Raw genomic sequence first — 17,909 nt, forward strand, 5'->3', positions numbered from 1 at the left:
GAGTCGCGCCGCGGCCGGCGCTACTGGTGCTGCACGATCACCTTGGTGCCGACCGGCACGCGATTGTAGAGGTCGGTCACGTCGTCATTGACCAGCCGGAAGCAGCCGGACGACACCGCATGGCCGATCGTCTCAGGCGCGTTGGTGCCGTGGATGCGGTAGACGGTGCCGCCGAGATACATGGCGCGCGCGCCCATCGGATTGCCGGGCCCGCCGGCCATGAAACGCGGCAGATAGGGCTGGCGCTCGATCATCTCCGGCGGCGGACGCCAGTCCGGCCATTCCGCCTTGCGCACGATCGTCTTGGTGCCGCCCCATTGAAAGCCGTCGCGGCCGACGCCGACGCCGTAGCGCAGCGCCGTGTTGTTGCCCTGGACGAGGTAGAGGAACCGGTCGGCGGTGTTGATGATGATGGTGCCGCGCGGCTCCTGCGTCCGGTAGAACACCGGCTGCATGTGATATTCGGGCGGAAGGTCCTGGCTCGACGAGCCGCCGTCCTGGCCGGGATCGCGGTCGGCGACTTCGGCCGGAGGCGGCGAGTCGCGAAAAAATTGCGCGGCGACCGGCAGCGCGGTGCACGACAGCAGCATCATGGACAAAACGAGTCGTCGGACGATCATCGGCGGCCCTCCGCAGGCAATGGCCGATGAAAAACCGTTCGCGCTGGCGGGTCAATATGGACTTCGGTCCGCAAACGTGATCTGCGCGCGATGCAGACGCGTGTCTCACTCGCCGCCGAGTTCGAGCGCCCAGTAGCGGCGGCCGTTCTCCGCGGTCGCCGAAGCGATGCCGTAATGCGACACGCCGGTGAGCAGCATGTTGCGGCGATGGCCGGCCGAGCGTGACCACTGACGGATTGCGCAAGGTGCGTCGTCGCAACCCCAGGAGACATTTTCAGCGGCCATCGTGCCGACCAGGCGGGTGCGCTGGCGAAAATTTTTGTGATCGAGCCGGCCGCGCCGCGCCATCGACGACGCCTGCTCCTGCGCGATCGCGGCAAGCGTCGAACTGTAGGCGAGCGGCGGACGGCCGTTCTTTGCACGAAAGGCGTTGAGGTCCTCGGCCGCCACGGCGGCGCTCATCGACAACAGCGCCGCGAGCGTTGCTGTGAAGCTTAGAGCCGGTCGCGGGATGCCTTCTCTCATGTCGCGAGCCTTCCCCGCCATTGCGGCCGAATTCCGGAACGCGGTTTTTGGGCCGGTAACGCTTCGTTAACCGCCCGTTTACCGCAAAAAAGGCAGTTTGGCGCTACCGTCCTCTCGAATCTTGAACCGGATATGACAGGTCAGCCTCGCGTGCCGTACATGAGACGCCGGACCCGGCTGACCGCGCTGGTCGGCGTGCTGGTCTTTACCGCCGCCTATGGCGCGCTGGTTTTCGTCCTGCCCGGCTGGCGGGATTTTCTGCTCGCGGCGCTGCCCGAATGGGCGCTCGACGCCTGCCTCGCGGCGCTGGTCGCGACCGCCGCCGTCATCGTCACCTTCGCGCAGATCAACCGCCATCTGAGCCGGCAGAACGAACGCATCCGCGGCGCGGTCGACAGCATGACGCAGGGCATCAGCATGTACGACGACCAGGAGCGGGTCGTGTTCTGCAACGCGCGCTACTACGAAATGTACGACATGACGCGCGACGAGGCGCTGCCCGGCACCACGCTGACGCAGGTGCTGGCGCGCCGTGTCGCCAAGGGCACCTTCCTGCGCGATCCGGTCAAGTATCGTCAGGACTTCCTTGAGAACTATCGCAGGGGCACGACCTGGGCGCTCGACGTCACATCGAAGGACGACCGCATTCTGCGCGTCACCAATCACCCGATGAAGCAGGGCGGCTGGGTGACGACGCATGAGGATATCACCGCGCAGCGCGAGACGGTGCAGCAGCTCGCGGTGATGCAGGACCAGGAACAGCGCCGCGCCACCATCGAGGAGGCGGTCGCGGTGTTCCGCAGCCGCGCCGAGGTGCTGCTGCAAACGGTGCTCGGCCGCGCCACCGACATGCGCGAGACGGCGAAGGGGCTGGCGGCGGTGTTCAGCAAGACCGCCGATCACGCCCGCCACGCCTCCGCGGCCTCGATCGAGGCGACGCACAATGTCGAGTCGGCGGCCTCCGCCGCCGAGGAAATGTCCAGCTCGATCGGCGAGATCGACCAGCGCGTCACCCAGACCGCGGAGATGGTGCGCATCGCGGTCGACGAGGCACAGGCGACCAACCGCGACATCGGCGTGCTGGCGCAGGCCGCCGCCAAGATCGACGACGTCATCAAGCTGATCCGCGACATCGCCGACCAGACCAATCTGCTGGCGCTCAACGCCACGATCGAGGCGGCGCGGGCCGGCGAGGCCGGGCGCGGCTTCGCGGTGGTGGCGGCGGAGGTGAAATCGCTCGCGGTGCAGACCGCGCGCGCGACCGAGGACATTTCGGGCCAGGTGCTCGAGGTGCAGAACTCGACCGGCAAGGCGGTCGACGCGATCGGGCGGATCACCAGCCGCATGCACGAGATCGATCTCTACACCTCGGAGGTCGCGATTTCCGTGCAGCAGCAGAGCGCGGCGACCGGCGAGATCTCCCGCAACGTCACCGGCGCGTCCGACGGCGCGCGGCAGATCTCGAAGGTGTTGGGCGACGTGGCCGGCGCCGCCGCGGACTCCCAGCAGTCGGCGCAGCGCGTGCTCGACGCCTCGCAGGCGGTCGAGGCCGCCACCGCCGACATGCGCAACGAGGTCGAAGCCTTCCTCGGCAAGGTCGCGGTCTGACGGTTTCCGCCGGCGCGCACGTCATGGTTGTCGTTCCGCGCCGGCACAGCGCGGATCGTTTGCGCGCAAATTTCACGGAACCCGGCGGCCGCGGATTAACGGCGCATGCGTCATAACCTGTCGCCGCGATTGCGGGTTGCCGTCCTCACCGGATAGGATTTGCCACCCTAGGCCTTGGGACAGGCGCAGGCATCGTTTCCATTTTCAGGCGGGCCGATTGCAACGACGCTGCAGCGGACCGGCGCTGATCGATTGAAGGTAAAATAATACGGAACCTCTTTGTAACACTTTTACCCGGCACGGAAGACGGCGCCCAGCCGGCCGCGGCCGGCTGCTGCGATAACCAAGAACAGAACCGAAAAGCAGACCATCGGGGGGACAGAATGAGCACGCGCGACGTCGGCACCGAATTGCTGCGCTCGCTTGTCGCCGTCGTCGAGGAGGCGAGTTACACCAAGGCCGCGCTGCGGCTCGGCATCTCGCAGCCGGCGGTGCCCTCGCATGTGAAGAAGCTCGCCGAGCATCTCGGCGTCGAGATTTTCGACAAGAGCGCGCCCGGCGTGCGCCTCACCGCCAACGGCGAGATCGTGCTCGAGCATGCGCGCCGCATCATGCGCCAGCACGACAACCTGTTGCGCGACATGGCGCAGACCGCCTCGGCGGTGCCGCGGCTGCGGATCGGCGCCTCGACCGTGCTGCTGCACGGCTCGATCATGGAGGCGCTGGTCGCGTTCCGCCGCGATCACCCCGATGTCGATTTGCAGTTCCATCGCGAGATGTCGACCCAGCAGATCGTCATGCTCAATGCCGGCGAGCTTGACGTCTGCCTCGCGCTGACCTGGCACGAGCCGCGCGAGGAGGCCTTTCTCTACTGGCAGGCGCCGATGGTATGGCTCGCGCGCAAGGACATGCCGCTGCCGGTCAGGCAGCCGGTCGACATCATCGCGCACGGCACCAGCTCGCAGGGCGCGGAGGAGAATATCGCCGTGCTGCGCGAGGCCGGCATCGAGCACCGGATGGTGCTCAAGTGCAACGACGCGGATTCATCGCTGCAGGCCGCGCGCTATGGCATGGGCATCCAGATCGCGATGCTGTCGCGCGGGCTGCCGGAGTTCATGCAGGTGCTGGACGAAAGCTCCGGCCTGCCGCCGCTCAAGCCGCTGTGGTGGGGCGTCTATCTGAACGCCGACACGCGCTCGGCGCAGTCCGAGCAGATGGGCCGGCTGATCGCCAAGGCCATCGCGCACGACGGCGCGGAGGTGGTGGAGGTGTGAGGCTACGCGATTAGTCTAGGACGGGGTTTAGAAGTTCGACAGGCGACGATACAAGAATCTCAATGCAATTCAGACTCGGAATGTCTTTAATTGTTACCGTCGTGGAGTGCCTCCAATATTTGTGAGCTGCGTCAATCCAAGTATCTGTTCCATGAAGCGGTTGAATTAGATTGAAATCAGTTCGATGAGTTGGTGCCCCGGAATTTACAATTCTTGCTTCGTATATGACCCACTCGGGTGCCATTCTTTGAATATAAAAACGAGCAGCTTCCAATCCTTCGATTAGATAATTGCAATACAGCCTCGAAGGCGAATTTGAATAATGCTCAAATCGAACGATTTCATAAATTAACTCTGCAGACCACCGTCTATGAGCAATACCGTCTGCAAAAATACGGCGACCAAATCGACCGGGCTGGATAATCGTTCCCGGCTGAATTCCTGATTCAAAGCAGTGATAGAGCTTTTTATCTTCTGCGCTCACACCCTCTCCACAAAACTGTCCACCACCCGCTTTTCGCCCGCCTTGTCGAAGTGGATGGTGAGCTTGTTGCCGTCGACGGCGGTGACGTTGCCGTTGCCGAATTTCTGGTGAAACACGCGGTCGCCCACGGAAAAGGCCGAGACGGTGCCGGTCGATTTGGCGACCAGTTCGCCTTCGATGGTCAGCGGCGTGCGCCGTTTCGGCGCGCGGGCGGGCGGAGCGTCCTCGCTGAAATCGCGGCGCTCGCCTGAATCATAAGTGCCGGCGTCCTCATCGCGCTCATAGGCGATCTGCCGGCGCTCACCGAAACCGCGCCCGCCACGGCCCGAGCGCGGCGCCCCGGTTTCATCGAAGCCGCCGCTGCGCTCCCGGTTGGCGCGTTGCGCGCGCTGCCAGCCGGGCGTCGCATAATTCGAGCCGAAATTCATCTCGTCGAAGCGGCTCGGCCCGTAGCCGGACATGCCGAAGCCACCTTGTGCCTCGTTGACCTCGACGCTCTCCGCCGGCAGTTCGTCGAGGAAGCGCGACGGCACGGTGGTGGTCCATAGCCCGTGGATGCGCCGGTTGGTGGCGAAGTAGAGCTTGGCGCGCTTGCGGGCGCGGGTGAGGCCGACATGGGCGAGGCGGCGTTCCTCCTCCAGCCCGGCGCGGCCCTGCTCGTCGAGCGTGCGCTGGCTCGGGAACAGGCCTTCCTCCCAGCCGGGCAGGAACACGGTGTCGAATTCCAGCCCCTTGGCGGAATGCAGCGTCATGATGTTGACGGCTTCCTCGTTCTCGCGGCGGTCGGTGTCCATCACGAGCGAGATGTGTTCGAGGAAGCCGGCGAGGTTCTCGAACTGCTCCATCGAGCGCACGAATTCCTTCAGGTTGTCGAGCCGGCCCGCCGCGTCGGCGCTCTTGTTCGCCTTCCACATGTCGGTATAGCCGGACTCGTCGAGCACCATCTCGGCGAGTTCGGTGTGCGGCATGGTGTCCTTCAGCTTCGACCAGCGCGCGAAGTCCTCCATCAGCGCGCGCAGCGTGGCGCGCGGTTTCGGCTTCATCTCGTCGGTGGCGGACAAGGTGAGCGCCGCGACGGTGAGCGGGATGCGCTGGCGCCGGGCGTGGTCGTAAAGCATCTGCACGGTGGCGTCGCCGAGGCCGCGCTTGGGCACGTTGACGATGCGCTCGAAGGCGAGGTCGTCGGCCGGCTGCGCGATCACGCGCAGGTAAGCGAGGGCGTCGCGGATTTCGGCGCGTTCGTAGAAGCGCGGGCCGCCGATCACGCGATAGGGCAGGCCGAGCGTGACGAAACGATCTTCGAATTCGCGCATCTGGAACGAGGCGCGCACCAGAATGGCGATCTGGTCGAGGTTGTGCTTGCCGCGCTGAAGCTGCTCGATCTCCTCGCCGATGCCGCGGGCTTCCTCTTCCGAATCCCAGCAGGAGGTGACCTGCACCTTCTCGCCCGGCACGTCCTCGGTGCGCAGCGTCTTGCCGAGCCGGCCCTCGTTGTGCGCGATCAGGTGCGAGGCAGCGGAAAGAATATGCGCGGTCGAGCGATAGTTGCGCTCGAGGCGGATGACTTTCGCGCCGGGGAAGTCGTGCTCGAAGCGCAGGATGTTGTCGACCTCGGCGCCGCGCCAGCCATAGATCGACTGGTCGTCGTCGCCGACGCAGCAGATGTTCTTCGGCGGCTCGTTGTCGGCTTTCTGCGCCAAGAGCCGCAGCCAGAGATACTGCGCGACGTTGGTGTCCTGATACTCGTCGACCAGAATGTATTTGAACCAGCGCTGGTACTGCTTGAGGATTTCCGGGTTCTCGCGGAACAGCCGGATGCATTCCAGCAGCAGGTCGCCGAAGTCGGCGGCGTTCAGCGTCTTCAGCCGCGCCTGATAGGCTTCGTAGAGCTTGCGGCCCTTGCCGTTGGCGAAGCTCGCGCCTTCGCCGGCCGGCACCTGCGCCGGCACGAGGCCGCGGTTTTTCCAGCCGTCGATCAGGTTGGCCAGCACGCGCGCCGGCCAGCGCTTGTCGTCGATGCCTTCCGCTTCGAGCAACTGCTTGAGCAGGCGGATCTGGTCGTCGGTGTCGAGAATGGTGAAGCCGGATTTCAGCCCGACCATCTCGGCGTGGCGGCGCAGGATCTTCACGCCGATCGAATGGAAGGTGCCGAGCCACGGCATGCCTTCCACCGCCTGGCCGACCATCTGCCCGACGCGCTCCTTCATCTCGCGCGCCGCCTTGTTGGTGAAGGTGACGGCGAGGATTTCGTTCGGCCGCGCCCGGCCGAGGTTGAGAATGTGCGCGATGCGGGTGGTCAGCACCCGCGTCTTGCCGGTGCCCGCGCCCGCCAGCACCAGCACCGGGCCGTCCAGCGTCTCCACCGCCTCGCGCTGCTCGGGGTTGAGGGTGCCGAGATAGGCGGCCGAGCGGCCCGCCAGCGCGCGCGCCGTAATCCCGCCGGGAGACGGCGCGGCGGGCGCGGGATCGCGTGGCAATTTGCTCGGTTCGGCCATCAAGTCCTTCGGCGGCAAGTCCTTCGGGGGAAAGTGATTCTTTCTCAGGCCAAGATGGCATCTGAGGGGCGGGAAAGGGAGGTCCGGGCTGCGATTTATCCGGCTTTCACAAGGCGGAAATCGCAGCTTTTTCAACCACGCGCGTCTTGAGGAGGCAAGGCGCGCGCCCTAGCGTGCCTGCCGGCAGACAATGACAGGGAGGCGCGCCGTGCGTCTGAAAGACAGGATCGCGATCATCACCGGCGGCGGGCGCGGCATCGGCCGCGACATCGCGCTCGCCTACGCGAAGGAGGGCGCGCATCTGGTGATCGCCGAGGTCGATCCCGCGACGGCAAAGGCGACCGCGGACGAGATCAGCAAGTCGGGTCCGAAAGCGATCGGCGTGCCGACCGACGTGTCGAAGAAGGAAGACATCGCGCGCGCGGTGGACGCCGCGATCGGCGAGTTCGGCCGCATCGACATTCTCGTCAACAACGCGATGAAGATCGTACCCGGCAAGCTCGAGGAATTGCCGGTCGAAGCGTGGGATACCACGGTCAATATCGGCCTGCGCGGTTCGTTCATGATGAGCCAGGCCTGCGCGAAGCACATGATCGCGAGCAAGTCGGGTTGCATCATCAACATCGCCTCGATCGCGGGACTGTTCCCTTACAACTGGGCCGGCTCCTACAGCGTGGTGAAGGCCGGTCTCATCATGCTGACGAAATTGCAGGCGGTCGAATGGGCGCCCTACGGCATCCGCGCCAATGCGATCACGCCGGGCTACATCCGCACGCCGGGCACCGAGGCGATGTATGCCGACCCCGCGATCATGGAGGGCCGGCTCAAGACGGTACCGATGGGCCGCGTCGGCCTCGGCAAGGACATCGGCGGACCGGCGGTGTTTCTCGCGAGCGACGACGCGCGCTACACCACCGGCAGCGTGCTCGGCTCCGACGGCGGGCAGGAGGTCGGTTACTTCCTCGCCGTGCCGGGCCGGCGCTTCTCCGGCGGACGGATGGATTAACGAATGGCGGTTTGAGCGGGCCGGGCTTAACCAAGGCGCGACGAAGTTGCGCCGTTAACCCGCCCGCCGCGACGCCATCGCTGGCCTTGGCGATGCGCGGATTCTAAGCTGTCGGCCAAACAGGGGGTTTTTCCCATGCAGCAAGTGACCTCGGCAGGCATTACCAAGGCCAATACCGGCCTCGACGGAATTTCCTGGAACATTCTCGGCCAGACCTATGTGCCGAAGCAGTTGAGCGAGCAGACCTTCGCCTGGCACGCGACCTTTCCGCCCGGCACCTTCGTGCCGCCGCACATCCACCCGACGCAGGACGAGTTCGTCTACATGCTCGAGGGCCGCATGGACGCGGTGCTCGACGGCCGCGACTTCGTCGCCACCGCCGGCGATCTCGTTCGCTTGCCGATGGGCCAGCCGCACGGCCTGTTCAACAAGGCCGACCAGCCGATCAAGTGCCTGTTCTGGGTGACGCCGACCGGCAAGCTCTATGACTTGTTCTGGGCGATCCACTCGATGAAGGAACAGAACCCGCCGGACGTCGTCGCGCTGTCGGCGCGGCACGAGGTCAACTTCCTGCCGCCGCCTCCGGGGGCTTGATTGGGTAATGAGCCGCTCACCCCCGCGAAAGCGGGGGTCCAGTTAAAAAGAAATGCATTTTATCAAGCTGGATTCCCGCTTACGCGGGAATGAGCGGAGTGTGAAAATTACGACGCTGCTTTGCCGCCCGGCTGGTTATCCTGCCGGGCGGTTTGCTGTTTGTTGACTTGCTCGCGCGCGAAGCCCGCCTTGGCGGCGTAGCCGCGCACGATCGCCTTGCGCTCCTCGTAGGACAGCACGTTGTCGATGTTGTCGAAGCCGTCCGGCGCGCGCGCCTCAACGGCGTCGATCACGCCTTCCGGTCCGCCCGAGCGGTTCGACAGCACGATCTGCGCGGTGGCCGGCAGACGTTCGGCGTTGTAGGCCGCCAGCGCCTGATAAACGTGGTCGCATTCGCGCAACCGGTCCGCGAGGCAGCGCGCGTCGAGGATCGCCTGCGACGCGCCATTGGAGCCGACCGGATACATAGGGTGCGCGGCGTCGCCGAGCAGCGTGACGCGGCCGTGCGTCCAGCGCGGCAGCGGGTCGCGGTCGCACATCGGATATTCCCAGAATTCCGGCGTCGCCTCGATCAGCGCGCGGGCGTCGACGAGCGGGAAGGTGAAGCGCTGCACATGCGGCATCACATCCTCGAAACGGCCGAGTTGCGACCAGCTTTGCTTGTCGCGCGGCAGCGCGCCGCCTTCGCCGACTTTGACCTGCACCGCCCAGTTGGTGAGCGGCCAGTCGGGGCGGGTGCCTTCGGCGATCGGGTAGACGACGACTTTGGCCTTCATGCCGCCGGCGATCACCATCGAGCGGCCGGTCAGGAATTTCGGCCACTCCGTCGCGCCGCGATAGAGCATCGAGCCGTTCCAGTGCGCCTGACCCTCGTCCGGGAACAGCGTCTGCCGGACATAAGAATGAATGCCGTCGGCGCCGATCAGGATGTCGCCGCGCGCGGTCTTGCGGTGCGAGCCGTCCGGCACGAAGAAATAGGCGGTGACGCCGCCTTCGTCCTGCGTGAAGGAGCCGAGCCGGTGACCGGTGTGGATGCGCGACTCGCCGAGGCGCGCACGCACCGCTTGATAGATCACCTGCTGCAATCGCCCGCGATGGATCGAGAATTGCGGATATTCGAAGCCGGCGTCGGTGCCGCGCGGCTCGCGCCAGATCTCCTGCCCGGTGCGGCTGAGATAGAACAGTTCGTGGGTGCGGATCGCGACCTGATCGAGCCGCGGCAGCAGGCCAAGCTCGGCCAGCTCCTTGATCGCATGCGGCAGCGTGTTGATGCCGACGCCCAGCTCGCGGACCGTCTCCGACTGCTCGAAGATCTCGCAGTCGAGGCCGCGTGAATGCAGCATCAGGGCCGCGGTCAACCCGCCGATGCCGCCGCCGACGATCAACGCCTTCATAGCCTGACGCCCTCACATTCCGGCCTGAAACCGGCCGGCGCCCATCATGGAATCTCGCGCCGGGGGCGACAACCGGTCTTTTCGCGCCATGGTCAACGCCGCCATCGCTGTTTGACCCGCCAAATCCGGCGGGACACAATGTCTTAACGTGACAAAAAGGGGACGGGTTATGGCGGGATTTGTGAGGAGTTTGCTGGTTCGGGGTGCTGTCGCGGCGGCGGCCTTCGGCCTGCTCGCGACGGGTGCGTCCGCTCAGGACAAGATCAGGATCGGTCTCATTTACACATTGTCCGGGCCGCCGAGCGTGCTCGGCCAGCAGTCGAAGAATGCGTTCGAACTCGCCGTCAAGGAACTGGGCGGCAAGATGGGCGGCAAGGAGGTCGAGCTTCACATCGCCGACGACACGCTGAAGCCCGATGTCGCCATCCAGAAGGTGAAGGAGCTGCTCGACCGCGACAAGGTCGACATCGTCGTTGGGCCGATCTTCTCCAACGTCCTTGCCGCCGTGCACAAGCCGGTGATGGATGCCGGCAAGATCCTCATCAGCACCAATGCAGGCTCGTCGGCCTTTGCCGGCTCGCACTGCAACGCGAATTTCTTCGTGACGTCGTATCAGAACGACCAGATCTACGAAGCGCTCGGCAAGGTCGCGACCGACAAGGGCTACAAGAAGGTCTATGCGCTGGTGCCGAACTATCAGGCCGGCAAGGACGCACTCGCCGGCTTCAAGCGCACCTACAAGGGCACCATCGTCGAGGAATCGCTCGTGCCCCTGAACAATCTCGACTTCCAGGCCGAGATTTCGAAGATGAATGCGCAGAAGCCCGACGCGCTGTTCACCTTCATGCCGGGCGGTCTCGGCATCAGCCTCATCAAGCAGTTCAATCAGGCGGGCCTGAAGGGCAAGCTGCCGGTGCTGTCGGCCTTCACCGCCGACGAGGCGACCCTGCCGGCGCTCGGCGACGCGGCCGAGGGCATCTTCGGCGCGCTGACCTGGGCCCCGGACATGAACACGCCGGCGAACAAGAAGTTCGTCGAAGCCTATGAGGCAGCCTACAAGGCGATTCCGGCGTCCTACGCGATGCAGGCTTACGACGCCGCAAAGCTGATCAACAGCGCCGTCACCGCGACCGGCGGCAAGACCTCGGACATCAAGGCGCTGAGCGCGGCGCTGCGCAAGGCGAACTTCGAGTCGGTGCGCGGGCCGTTCAAGTTCAACGTCAACGGCTATCCGATCGAGGATTTCTATCTGACCAAGGTGGTCAAGCGCGCCGATGGCAAATACTGGACCTCGATTGTCGAGAAAGTGTTCTCGAACAACGCGGACTCCTACGCGAAAGAGTGCAAGCTGAAATAGGCCGGCACGCCTTCACGATAATCGGCCCGGCGGCGGAAGCGCTGCCGGGCCGAATTTATTTGGGAACTTTGTTCCGCCTTCGGCAGTTAACATCTGACGCGAGCTATTTTGGAGTGAAAATCATGTTCGGATTGGTCGTCACATTTCTGATTATCGGTCTGATTGCCGCGGTTCTCGGGTTCGGCGGCATCGCCGGTCTTTCATTCGAATTCGCCAAGATCATCTTTTTCGTCGCGCTGGTGCTGTTCCTGATCTCGCTGGTGTTCAGCTTGGTGCGCGGCCGCGCGCCGCCGCCTCCGTGATTGCGGAGCCGCCGGCATAAATCGATTCAATAAAAAACGCCGGTGCCCTCGGGCACCGGCGTTGCCGTTTTTCGGTTTTTGAGTGTCAGCGCGTCGCGGAGTGCTGCGTCGCGCCGACGGTGCGGGCGACCTCGACGATGGCGACAAGGCCCGCGAGCCACACGGCATTGGTGAAGGCGATCTGGCCGACGATGCCGAGCGCGAAGGTTTCCGCGCCGCCGGTCAGCGGCGTCACCGCGAGCAGCAGCACCTCGAACACGGCGAAGGCCGCGATCAGAGCCAGCGGATAGGTGGCGAGCCGGCCCAGGCTGGCGAGCGCATGGAAAACGCGCTCCGCGACGATGGTCGCAGCGATCATCGCGCCGAGAATGAACAGGCCGGCGAGGGCGGCGTCGAAGGTCCGCGGATAACCGAGGATGCCGAAACCGATCGCCTGATTGGCGAGCCACACGACGAGCATGGTCACGAGCGCCTGGCGCAGCGGCAGCAGCGCCGCGGCGATCACCGCGAAAGCCACGAAGGGCGTCGCGCAGGCGAAGATCAGGCTCGCGGAGGCGCAGGCCGCGATGAGCAGCAGCGTCAGCGAGAGCGACGGGTTTCCGGAAATGGCTTTCAGCATCGTCATGACTCCTGTTCGTGAAGCATTTTAGACCGGATCGGCCGGAAATGCACGGCCACGACCCATGGTCATTCGGTCAATGATGGGGCGGGGTGCCGTTGCCCTCGGTTTCGTCGTCGGCATCGTCGGCGTTCTGCCGCGGATCGTGGATCGCCTGCCACGCCGCGAGGGCAGGCGAGGCTCCGCCGGCCGCTGCAAGCTGGCGCAGCGCGACGCGGACCGCGGTGCGGGCGAGGCGGCTGTCCGGCACGGCGAAGGCATGCGGGTTTTCGCCGGCGGCGATCGCGCCGGCGATGCGGTGCTTGAGCGCGACGAGCGCGCCGTCGCCGAAGCGGCCGAGCAGCGCCTGAAAGGCGTCGTGATGCGCCGGCACGAAAGCATGCGGCATGCCCATCGCGTCCTTCACCGGATTGGCCGGATAGAAATGCGCGCAGGGTACGAAGCCGTCCGGCACCGCCTCGGTCGCCGCATGGGTGCGGCCGAGTTTCAGCAGCTTCGGCAGCACATGGGTATGCGGGCCTTCCGGGCTCTTGCCGTGCGGCGGCGGGATCGGCTGGAACACCTCGGCGCGGCCGGCGCGGCTCACGAACACGCGATGCGGGTTGGCCGCGAGGATAATGTGCATCGCCGGACTGTCCGGCGCGAAGGCGGGCCGGCCGCAGCAGGCGCGCAGCGCTTCGGTGGCCTCGCGCGGCATGCGCACGCAGGCATCGGTCTGCAGCGTGTCGAGGCCGAGGTCGAACAGGATATCGCCGCGATCCTGCGGACGGATCGCGTCCACATCGGGACCGAGTTCGGTCAATACGGCGCGGCGGCTCATGGCGCTGTCCCGCTCCGGCAGGCAGAGCGAGACGCGCTGGTTCCAGTTTTCGCGCGTGGTGGTTTCGGAGGCGAACAGGCGCAGACCCTCCACCGCCGCGAGGCGAAGTGCGCCGCGGCCGGTGGAGACGGCGAGCGTGCCGCCCGCCGCCTCGATGGCTGCCGGCTCACCGGCGTCGCGCGTGAACTCCGCGATCGCGCCGAATGCGCCGAGGCTCCAGCCGGTCGCCGGATCGGAGGCCTGTTGCGCCAGGATTGCCACGATGTCGCCTTGTGCGCTCAAGGTCCGGATTTTGCTCCATCAGTTGGAGATCCGGACACCTCCGAAGATGCCGAATCCGGGCTGTTCGTAGCCGTTCGGATTCTCATAGCGGGCGTCGAACAGGTTGTCGATCCGGCCGAACACCGTGGCGTTCTCGTTGACCTTGTAATTGGCGGCGAAATTCATCGTGGTGTAGCCGCCCTGATCCATCCGGGCGAAGGTGACCCGGTCGACGTCCTTCCAGCGGCCGACGGAGACGAGCGTGGCCGACAAGGTGAGGGGATCGACCGGCGTCCACACCGCCGAGACGCTGCCTTTGTTCCGCGGCCGCCGCAGCAGTTGCTGGTCGGTCGTTTCGTCGAAGGCGTCCGTATAGGTGTAGTCGGCCCGCAGCGTCAGCCGTTCGGTGACCGTCACCGCAACGAAGCTCTCGACGCCGGACGTCTTCGCCTTGTTGATGTTGACGTTGGTGGTGCCGGCCGCGTTGGCGGTGATCAGGTTTTCGATGTCGTTGTGGAAGTAGGTAACGCCGAACCGGACGCGGTTGTTGAACAGCGGCTGCTCGAAACCGGCGTCGTAGCCGACGCTGGTTTCCGGCTTCAGGTTGGGATTGCCGAAGAAGGCGGGAAAGAACGGCGGGAAGCCGGGGAAGTTGACGAACATCTGGCTCAATGTCGGCGCCTTGAAGCCGGTGCCGACGCTGCCCTTCAGTTTGGTTTCGGTGCCCGGCACGATCACCGCCGGCGCGACGCGCCATGTCGTGTGACCGCCGAAGCGGTCATTGATGTCGTGGCGAATGTTCGTGACCAGGAAAACCCGCTGCGCGAATTCGGATTGCAATTCGACGTAGCCGGCCTTGTTGCCGTTCTCGGCATTGGTGGATGAGGTCTCCAGCGTTTCGCGGTCGTGTTCGAGGCCGAGCACCAGCGTCTGCCCCTGCATGATCTGCGCGACGCCGCGCCAGTCGACCTTGTAGCGTTCGCCCTTGTTCACGGTCGGCGCGCCGCCGGCGAAGCTGTTCCAGTTCCAGTGGTCGCTGAAATTGAAGCCGAAATAGTTCTTGAAGCGACCGTCGAATGTCGAGACGACGGCTTCGCTGCGGCTGAAGAACTGGTGGACGTTCTGCGTGCTTTGCCGGGCGTTGCCCGGCGCGCCACCGCCGTAGCGCAATTCGGAGTCCGTATAGCGGGCGACCTGGTTCAGCGTGACATAGTCGCCGAAGTCGACGCCGAGTTTCGTCGAGTAGGTCTTGTTGTCGTAGTAGTCGCTGATGACGCGCTGGCCGGCCGGAACGATGCGCTCGGGCGTCACCAGCGTGTCGGTCGTGCGGAAGTGCTGGACGTTGAAGGCGTAGTTGACGTTCGCGCCGGTATCTTGCACCTGCGAGCCGCTGAGGCTGGCGTTCTGGTTGAAGGTGCCGAACGAGCCGCCTTCGACCATGCCGGTGACTTTCGGCGGGCCTTTGCCCTTTTTGGTGGTGATCGAGATCACGCCGCCCATCGCGTCCGAGCCATAGAGGCCGCTTTGCGGCCCGCGCAGCACCTCGATGCGTTCGATGTCGCCGGTCAGCAACTGGCCGAAGTCGTAGGTGCGGACATTGGTGCTCGGGTCGCTGACCTCGATGCCGTCGACCAGCACCTTGACGTGCCGGGCTTCCATGCCACGCATGAACACCGACGTTTGCCCGCCGGGGCCGCCGCTCTGGACGACGTTGAGGCCCGGCACGGTGCGCAAGGCGTCCGGCACGGTGCGGCGCTGGTCGCGTTCAAGCTCCGCGCCGGTGATGACGGTGATCGAATTGGCGATCTTGTCGATCGGCGTCGGGATGCCGGTCGGGCTGTCGACATTGATGGTCGGCAGCGCGACGGCGGACTCCTGCGCGGATGCCGTGACGGGAAGGCCGATCAGCAGGACGGAGACGAAGGAAGACGACGCAAGCAGGCAAGCAAGCCGCGCGTGACGCGGCTCGGGAAGGAAACTGGCGGACCGCATGGGATACTCCTCGGGTAACACGCCTGGTGGCACGTCACCGCGAACGAAGTCTCCCCGCACGGCCCGAAGGCACGATTGGTTCGGCTACTACCGGTACGCCCCGACCAGTATGTCCGCGTGTGACCACGGCTGACGGCAGGTCTCCTGGCTCGCGGGTCGCTGTCGTCCGTCGCCTTCCCGGGACCCGAGTTCCCAGTGGCGTAATGACGGAAGACTCGCCGCTTACAGTTGCGGGGGCAGCCGCGGCATCGTCGGCCGCGCGCATGTGCCGAAACACATGATCACGCCCGCCTGCACCGCGTTCCCTTTTGATCCCCGAGGGGAACCGTCACGATCAGGTTAGGAACCGGCTGACGGCGAGTCAATCGCCCGGCGGGACAGCGGCTATCGGCCTTTGGCCGGCATCGCGATTTTGCGGCCAGCGCCGTCGGGGAAGGGCAGTTTGACGTGCGCTTCTTTCATCGCCGCCAAGGCTTTCATGGTGTCCGCCGAGAACGGCGCGACCTTCTTGGCGCCCATGTCGACGTGCAGCGTCATGTTTTCCGAGGTCGCCGACAGCCAGCCTTCCTCGGCGTGGCGCAGCTCCTCGAAATAGTGGATGCGCTTCTCATCGAAATCGATCAGCTGGAACGACACCCGCACCGGCGCGTGGACGTGGATCTCGCGGATATAGCGGACGTGGATCTCGGCGGTGAAGGTCGAATGGTTGGTGCGCTTGAGATAGCTCAGGCCGATGCCGAGCGCCTCATAGGCTTCGTCCACGGCGCGGTCGAACAGCACATTGTAATAGGCCATGTTGAGATGGCCGTTGTAGTCGATCCATTGCGGCTCGACCGTCATCAGCGACGACACGAAAGGCGCGGGGATCGGATGCAGGATGTCGGGCATGGCGGGTCGGGCGTGGGCGGAACGAACCGTAATCTAGGCCGGCGGCAAAGCCGCGGTCCAGCGGGCCGGCCGCGCCGCCCTTGACCCCTTGCGGGTTCGGGGCCACGGTCCGCGCATGTTTGGAATAAGCGGGTGCGGAGACGTTCGATGACGGTCGCGGTCAAGGCGGTTCACGGCAAACCGGAGGCGCAGGCGCTGTCGGCGGCGCTCGGCGAACTCACCGCCGCCTTCGGCAACCGGGTCGTGACCTCGCAGGCGGTACGCGAGCAGCACGCCAACACGATCACCTGGCTGCCGAACGAGCCGCCGGACGCCGTCGTCTTTCCGCAATCGACCGAGGAAGTGCAGCAGATCGTGCGCATCTGCGCGAAGCATGGCGTGCCGATCATTCCGTTCGGCGCCGGCTCCTCGCTCGAAGGACACGTCAACGCGCCGCGTGGCGGCGTCTCGGTCGATTTCCGCGACATGAACAAGGTGCTCGCGGTCCATGCCGAGGACCTCGACTGCGTCGTTCAGCCCGGCATCACCCGCAAGACGCTCAACGCGCATCTGCGCGACATGGGCCTGTTCTTCCCGATCGATCCGGGCGCCGACGCTTCGCTCGGCGGCATGGCCTCGACGCGCGCCTCCGGCACCAATGCGGTGCGCTACGGCACGATGAAAGACAATGTGCTGGCGCTCAAGGTCGTGCTGGCGAACGGCGAGGTGATCGACACCGCGCGCCGCGCCAAGAAGACCTCGGCCGGCTACGATCTTACCCGGCTGCTGGTCGGCGCCGAAGGCACGCTCGGCATCATCACGGAGCTGACGCTGAAGCTTGCCGGCATCCCGGAGGCGATCTCGGCGGCGGTGTGCCAGTTTCCCTCGGTCGAGGCCTGCTGCAACGCGACGATCCAGACCATTCAGTCCGGCATTCCGGTCGCGCGCATCGAATTGCTCGACGCGCTGCAGGTCAAGGCGGTCAATATCTATTCCAAGCTCGATCTGCCCGAGACGCCGATGCTGCTGCTGGAGTTCCACGGCACGGAGGCCTCGGTCGCAGAACAGGCCGAGCGCTTCGGTGAGATCGCCACCGAATTCGGCGGCGGCCCGTTCAACTGGACGACGCGCGCGGAAGACCGCACCCGGCTCTGGGAAGCGCGCCACAACGCCGCGATGGCCTGCTTCGCGCTGCGCAAGGGCGCGCAGATCGTGGCGACCGATGTCTGCGTGCCGATCTCGCGGCTCGCCGAATGCGTGGCCGAGACGCAGCGCGACATCGCAACGACCGGTTTCATCGCACCGATCGTCGGCCACGTCGGCGACGGTAATTTCCACGTCGCATTGCTGGTCGATATGAACGACGACGCGGAGGTGACCCGCGCCAAGGATTTCTGCGGGCGGCTGGTCGAGCGCGCGCTCGCTATGGACGGCACCTCGACCGGCGAGCACGGCGTCGGCCAGGGCAAGATGAAATACCTCAAGGCCGAGCACGGGCCGGTGGTGCTGGACGTGATGGCCGGGATCAAGCGCACGCTCGATCCGCAGAACATCCTCAATCCGGGCAAGATCGTCGCGGTCGACTGAAGCGGCCGCCGGGTCGACCGGCGGCGACGAAGCCGGGGAGGCGACACGAAAATGCCGCCAAAAACCGGCACGATATCGTACACTTATCGAGCCGGTGCGCGGCC

Annotated in this window: 15 protein-coding genes, 2 pseudogenes and 1 riboswitch; of the genes and pseudogenes, 8 read left to right on the forward strand and 9 right to left on the reverse strand. The window is 65.4% G+C overall.

Annotated features, from left to right (window positions below; all coding sequences use genetic code 11):
- Positions 1–20 precede the first annotated feature (20 nt).
- Both AB7F10_RS02000 and AB7F10_RS02005 read right to left on the reverse strand, forming a co-directional pair.
- Positions 21–620, reverse strand: a complete 600-nt coding sequence (locus AB7F10_RS02000) for a L,D-transpeptidase (protein ID WP_428557951.1) — start codon at positions 618–620, stop codon at positions 21–23.
- 105 nt (positions 621–725) lie between these two features.
- Positions 726–1,166 carry a CAP domain-containing protein gene (locus AB7F10_RS02005; RefSeq protein WP_428557950.1) on the reverse strand — a complete coding sequence of 147 codons (441 nt, stop codon included), beginning with the start codon at positions 1,164–1,166 and terminating at the stop codon, positions 726–728.
- A 138-nt stretch (positions 1,167–1,304) separates the two neighbouring features.
- On the opposite strand from AB7F10_RS02005, the pseudogene AB7F10_RS02010 reads away from it, so the two are divergent.
- The 3 genes and pseudogenes from AB7F10_RS02010 to AB7F10_RS02020 all read left to right on the forward strand — a co-directional run.
- A pseudogene (locus AB7F10_RS02010) lies at positions 1,305–1,859 on the forward strand (PAS domain-containing protein); the annotation flags it as partial.
- Positions 1,860–2,264: 405 nt separating this feature from the next.
- A pseudogene (locus AB7F10_RS02015) lies at positions 2,265–2,753 on the forward strand (methyl-accepting chemotaxis protein); the annotation flags it as partial.
- 383 nt (positions 2,754–3,136) lie between these two features.
- Positions 3,137–4,027 (forward strand): LysR family transcriptional regulator, encoded by an 891-nt coding sequence (locus AB7F10_RS02020; RefSeq protein ID WP_428557949.1) that lies wholly within the window; start codon positions 3,137–3,139, stop codon positions 4,025–4,027.
- Between the two features lie 10 nt (positions 4,028–4,037).
- Here the strand turns inward: AB7F10_RS02020 and AB7F10_RS02025 are convergent, their stop codons facing one another.
- Together AB7F10_RS02025 and AB7F10_RS02030 are read right to left on the reverse strand one after the other, a co-directional pair.
- Positions 4,038–4,511: a hypothetical protein gene (locus AB7F10_RS02025; protein WP_428557948.1), complete on the reverse strand. Its 474-nt coding sequence runs from the start codon at positions 4,509–4,511 to the stop codon at positions 4,038–4,040.
- On the reverse strand, positions 4,508–7,006 hold the full coding sequence (locus AB7F10_RS02030) for an ATP-dependent helicase (protein WP_428557947.1): 2,499 nt from the start codon (positions 7,004–7,006) through the stop codon (positions 4,508–4,510). The genes AB7F10_RS02025 and AB7F10_RS02030 overlap by 4 nt, the downstream gene beginning before the upstream one ends.
- Before the next feature lie 208 nt (positions 7,007–7,214).
- On the opposite strand from AB7F10_RS02030, the gene AB7F10_RS02035 reads away from it, so the two are divergent.
- Together AB7F10_RS02035 and AB7F10_RS02040 are read left to right on the forward strand one after the other, a co-directional pair.
- Positions 7,215–8,012 (forward strand): SDR family NAD(P)-dependent oxidoreductase, encoded by a 798-nt coding sequence (locus AB7F10_RS02035; protein WP_428557946.1) that lies wholly within the window; start codon positions 7,215–7,217, stop codon positions 8,010–8,012.
- Positions 8,013–8,147: 135 nt separating this feature from the next.
- The gene (locus AB7F10_RS02040) at positions 8,148–8,606 is read left to right on the forward strand and encodes a cupin domain-containing protein (protein ID WP_428557945.1); all 459 of its coding nucleotides are present in this window, start codon (positions 8,148–8,150) and stop codon (positions 8,604–8,606) included.
- Positions 8,607–8,713: 107 nt separating this feature from the next.
- Here the strand turns inward: AB7F10_RS02040 and AB7F10_RS02045 are convergent, their stop codons facing one another.
- On the reverse strand, positions 8,714–10,000 hold the full coding sequence (locus tag AB7F10_RS02045; protein WP_428557944.1) for a flavin-dependent oxidoreductase: 1,287 nt from the start codon (positions 9,998–10,000) through the stop codon (positions 8,714–8,716).
- 169 nt (positions 10,001–10,169) lie between these two features.
- On the opposite strand from AB7F10_RS02045, the gene AB7F10_RS02050 reads away from it, so the two are divergent.
- Positions 10,170–11,357 (forward strand): ABC transporter substrate-binding protein, encoded by a 1,188-nt coding sequence (locus AB7F10_RS02050; RefSeq protein ID WP_428557943.1) that lies wholly within the window; start codon positions 10,170–10,172, stop codon positions 11,355–11,357.
- Between the two features lie 122 nt (positions 11,358–11,479).
- Complete coding sequence (locus AB7F10_RS02055; protein ID WP_428557942.1) at positions 11,480–11,659, forward strand: DUF1328 domain-containing protein; 180 nt, start codon at positions 11,480–11,482, stop codon at positions 11,657–11,659.
- A gap of 85 nt (positions 11,660–11,744) precedes the next feature.
- Here the strand turns inward: AB7F10_RS02055 and AB7F10_RS02060 are convergent, their stop codons facing one another.
- The 4 genes from AB7F10_RS02060 to AB7F10_RS02075 form a co-directional block, all read right to left on the reverse strand.
- Positions 11,745–12,278 (reverse strand): hypothetical protein, encoded by a 534-nt coding sequence (locus AB7F10_RS02060; RefSeq protein ID WP_428587087.1) that lies wholly within the window; start codon positions 12,276–12,278, stop codon positions 11,745–11,747.
- A 76-nt stretch (positions 12,279–12,354) separates the two neighbouring features.
- Positions 12,355–13,380 carry a DUF6925 family protein gene (locus AB7F10_RS02065; protein WP_428557940.1) on the reverse strand — a complete coding sequence of 342 codons (1,026 nt, stop codon included), beginning with the start codon at positions 13,378–13,380 and terminating at the stop codon, positions 12,355–12,357.
- Between the two features lie 18 nt (positions 13,381–13,398).
- Positions 13,399–15,351: a TonB-dependent receptor plug domain-containing protein gene (locus tag AB7F10_RS02070; protein ID WP_428557939.1), complete on the reverse strand. Its 1,953-nt coding sequence runs from the start codon at positions 15,349–15,351 to the stop codon at positions 13,399–13,401.
- A 117-nt stretch (positions 15,352–15,468) separates the two neighbouring features.
- Positions 15,469–15,696, reverse strand: a riboswitch (cobalamin riboswitch).
- 39 nt (positions 15,697–15,735) lie between these two features.
- On the reverse strand, positions 15,736–16,239 hold the full coding sequence (locus AB7F10_RS02075; RefSeq protein ID WP_428557938.1) for a thioesterase family protein: 504 nt from the start codon (positions 16,237–16,239) through the stop codon (positions 15,736–15,738).
- A 147-nt stretch (positions 16,240–16,386) separates the two neighbouring features.
- Between AB7F10_RS02075 and AB7F10_RS02080 the strand changes: the two genes are divergently transcribed.
- Complete coding sequence (locus AB7F10_RS02080) at positions 16,387–17,805, forward strand: FAD-binding oxidoreductase (protein WP_428557936.1); 1,419 nt, start codon at positions 16,387–16,389, stop codon at positions 17,803–17,805.
- Positions 17,806–17,909 lie beyond the last annotated feature (104 nt).

The organism is Pseudolabrys sp., from assembly GCF_050250095.1.
In the GTDB taxonomy this organism is placed as follows: domain Bacteria; phylum Pseudomonadota; class Alphaproteobacteria; order Rhizobiales; family Xanthobacteraceae; genus Pseudolabrys.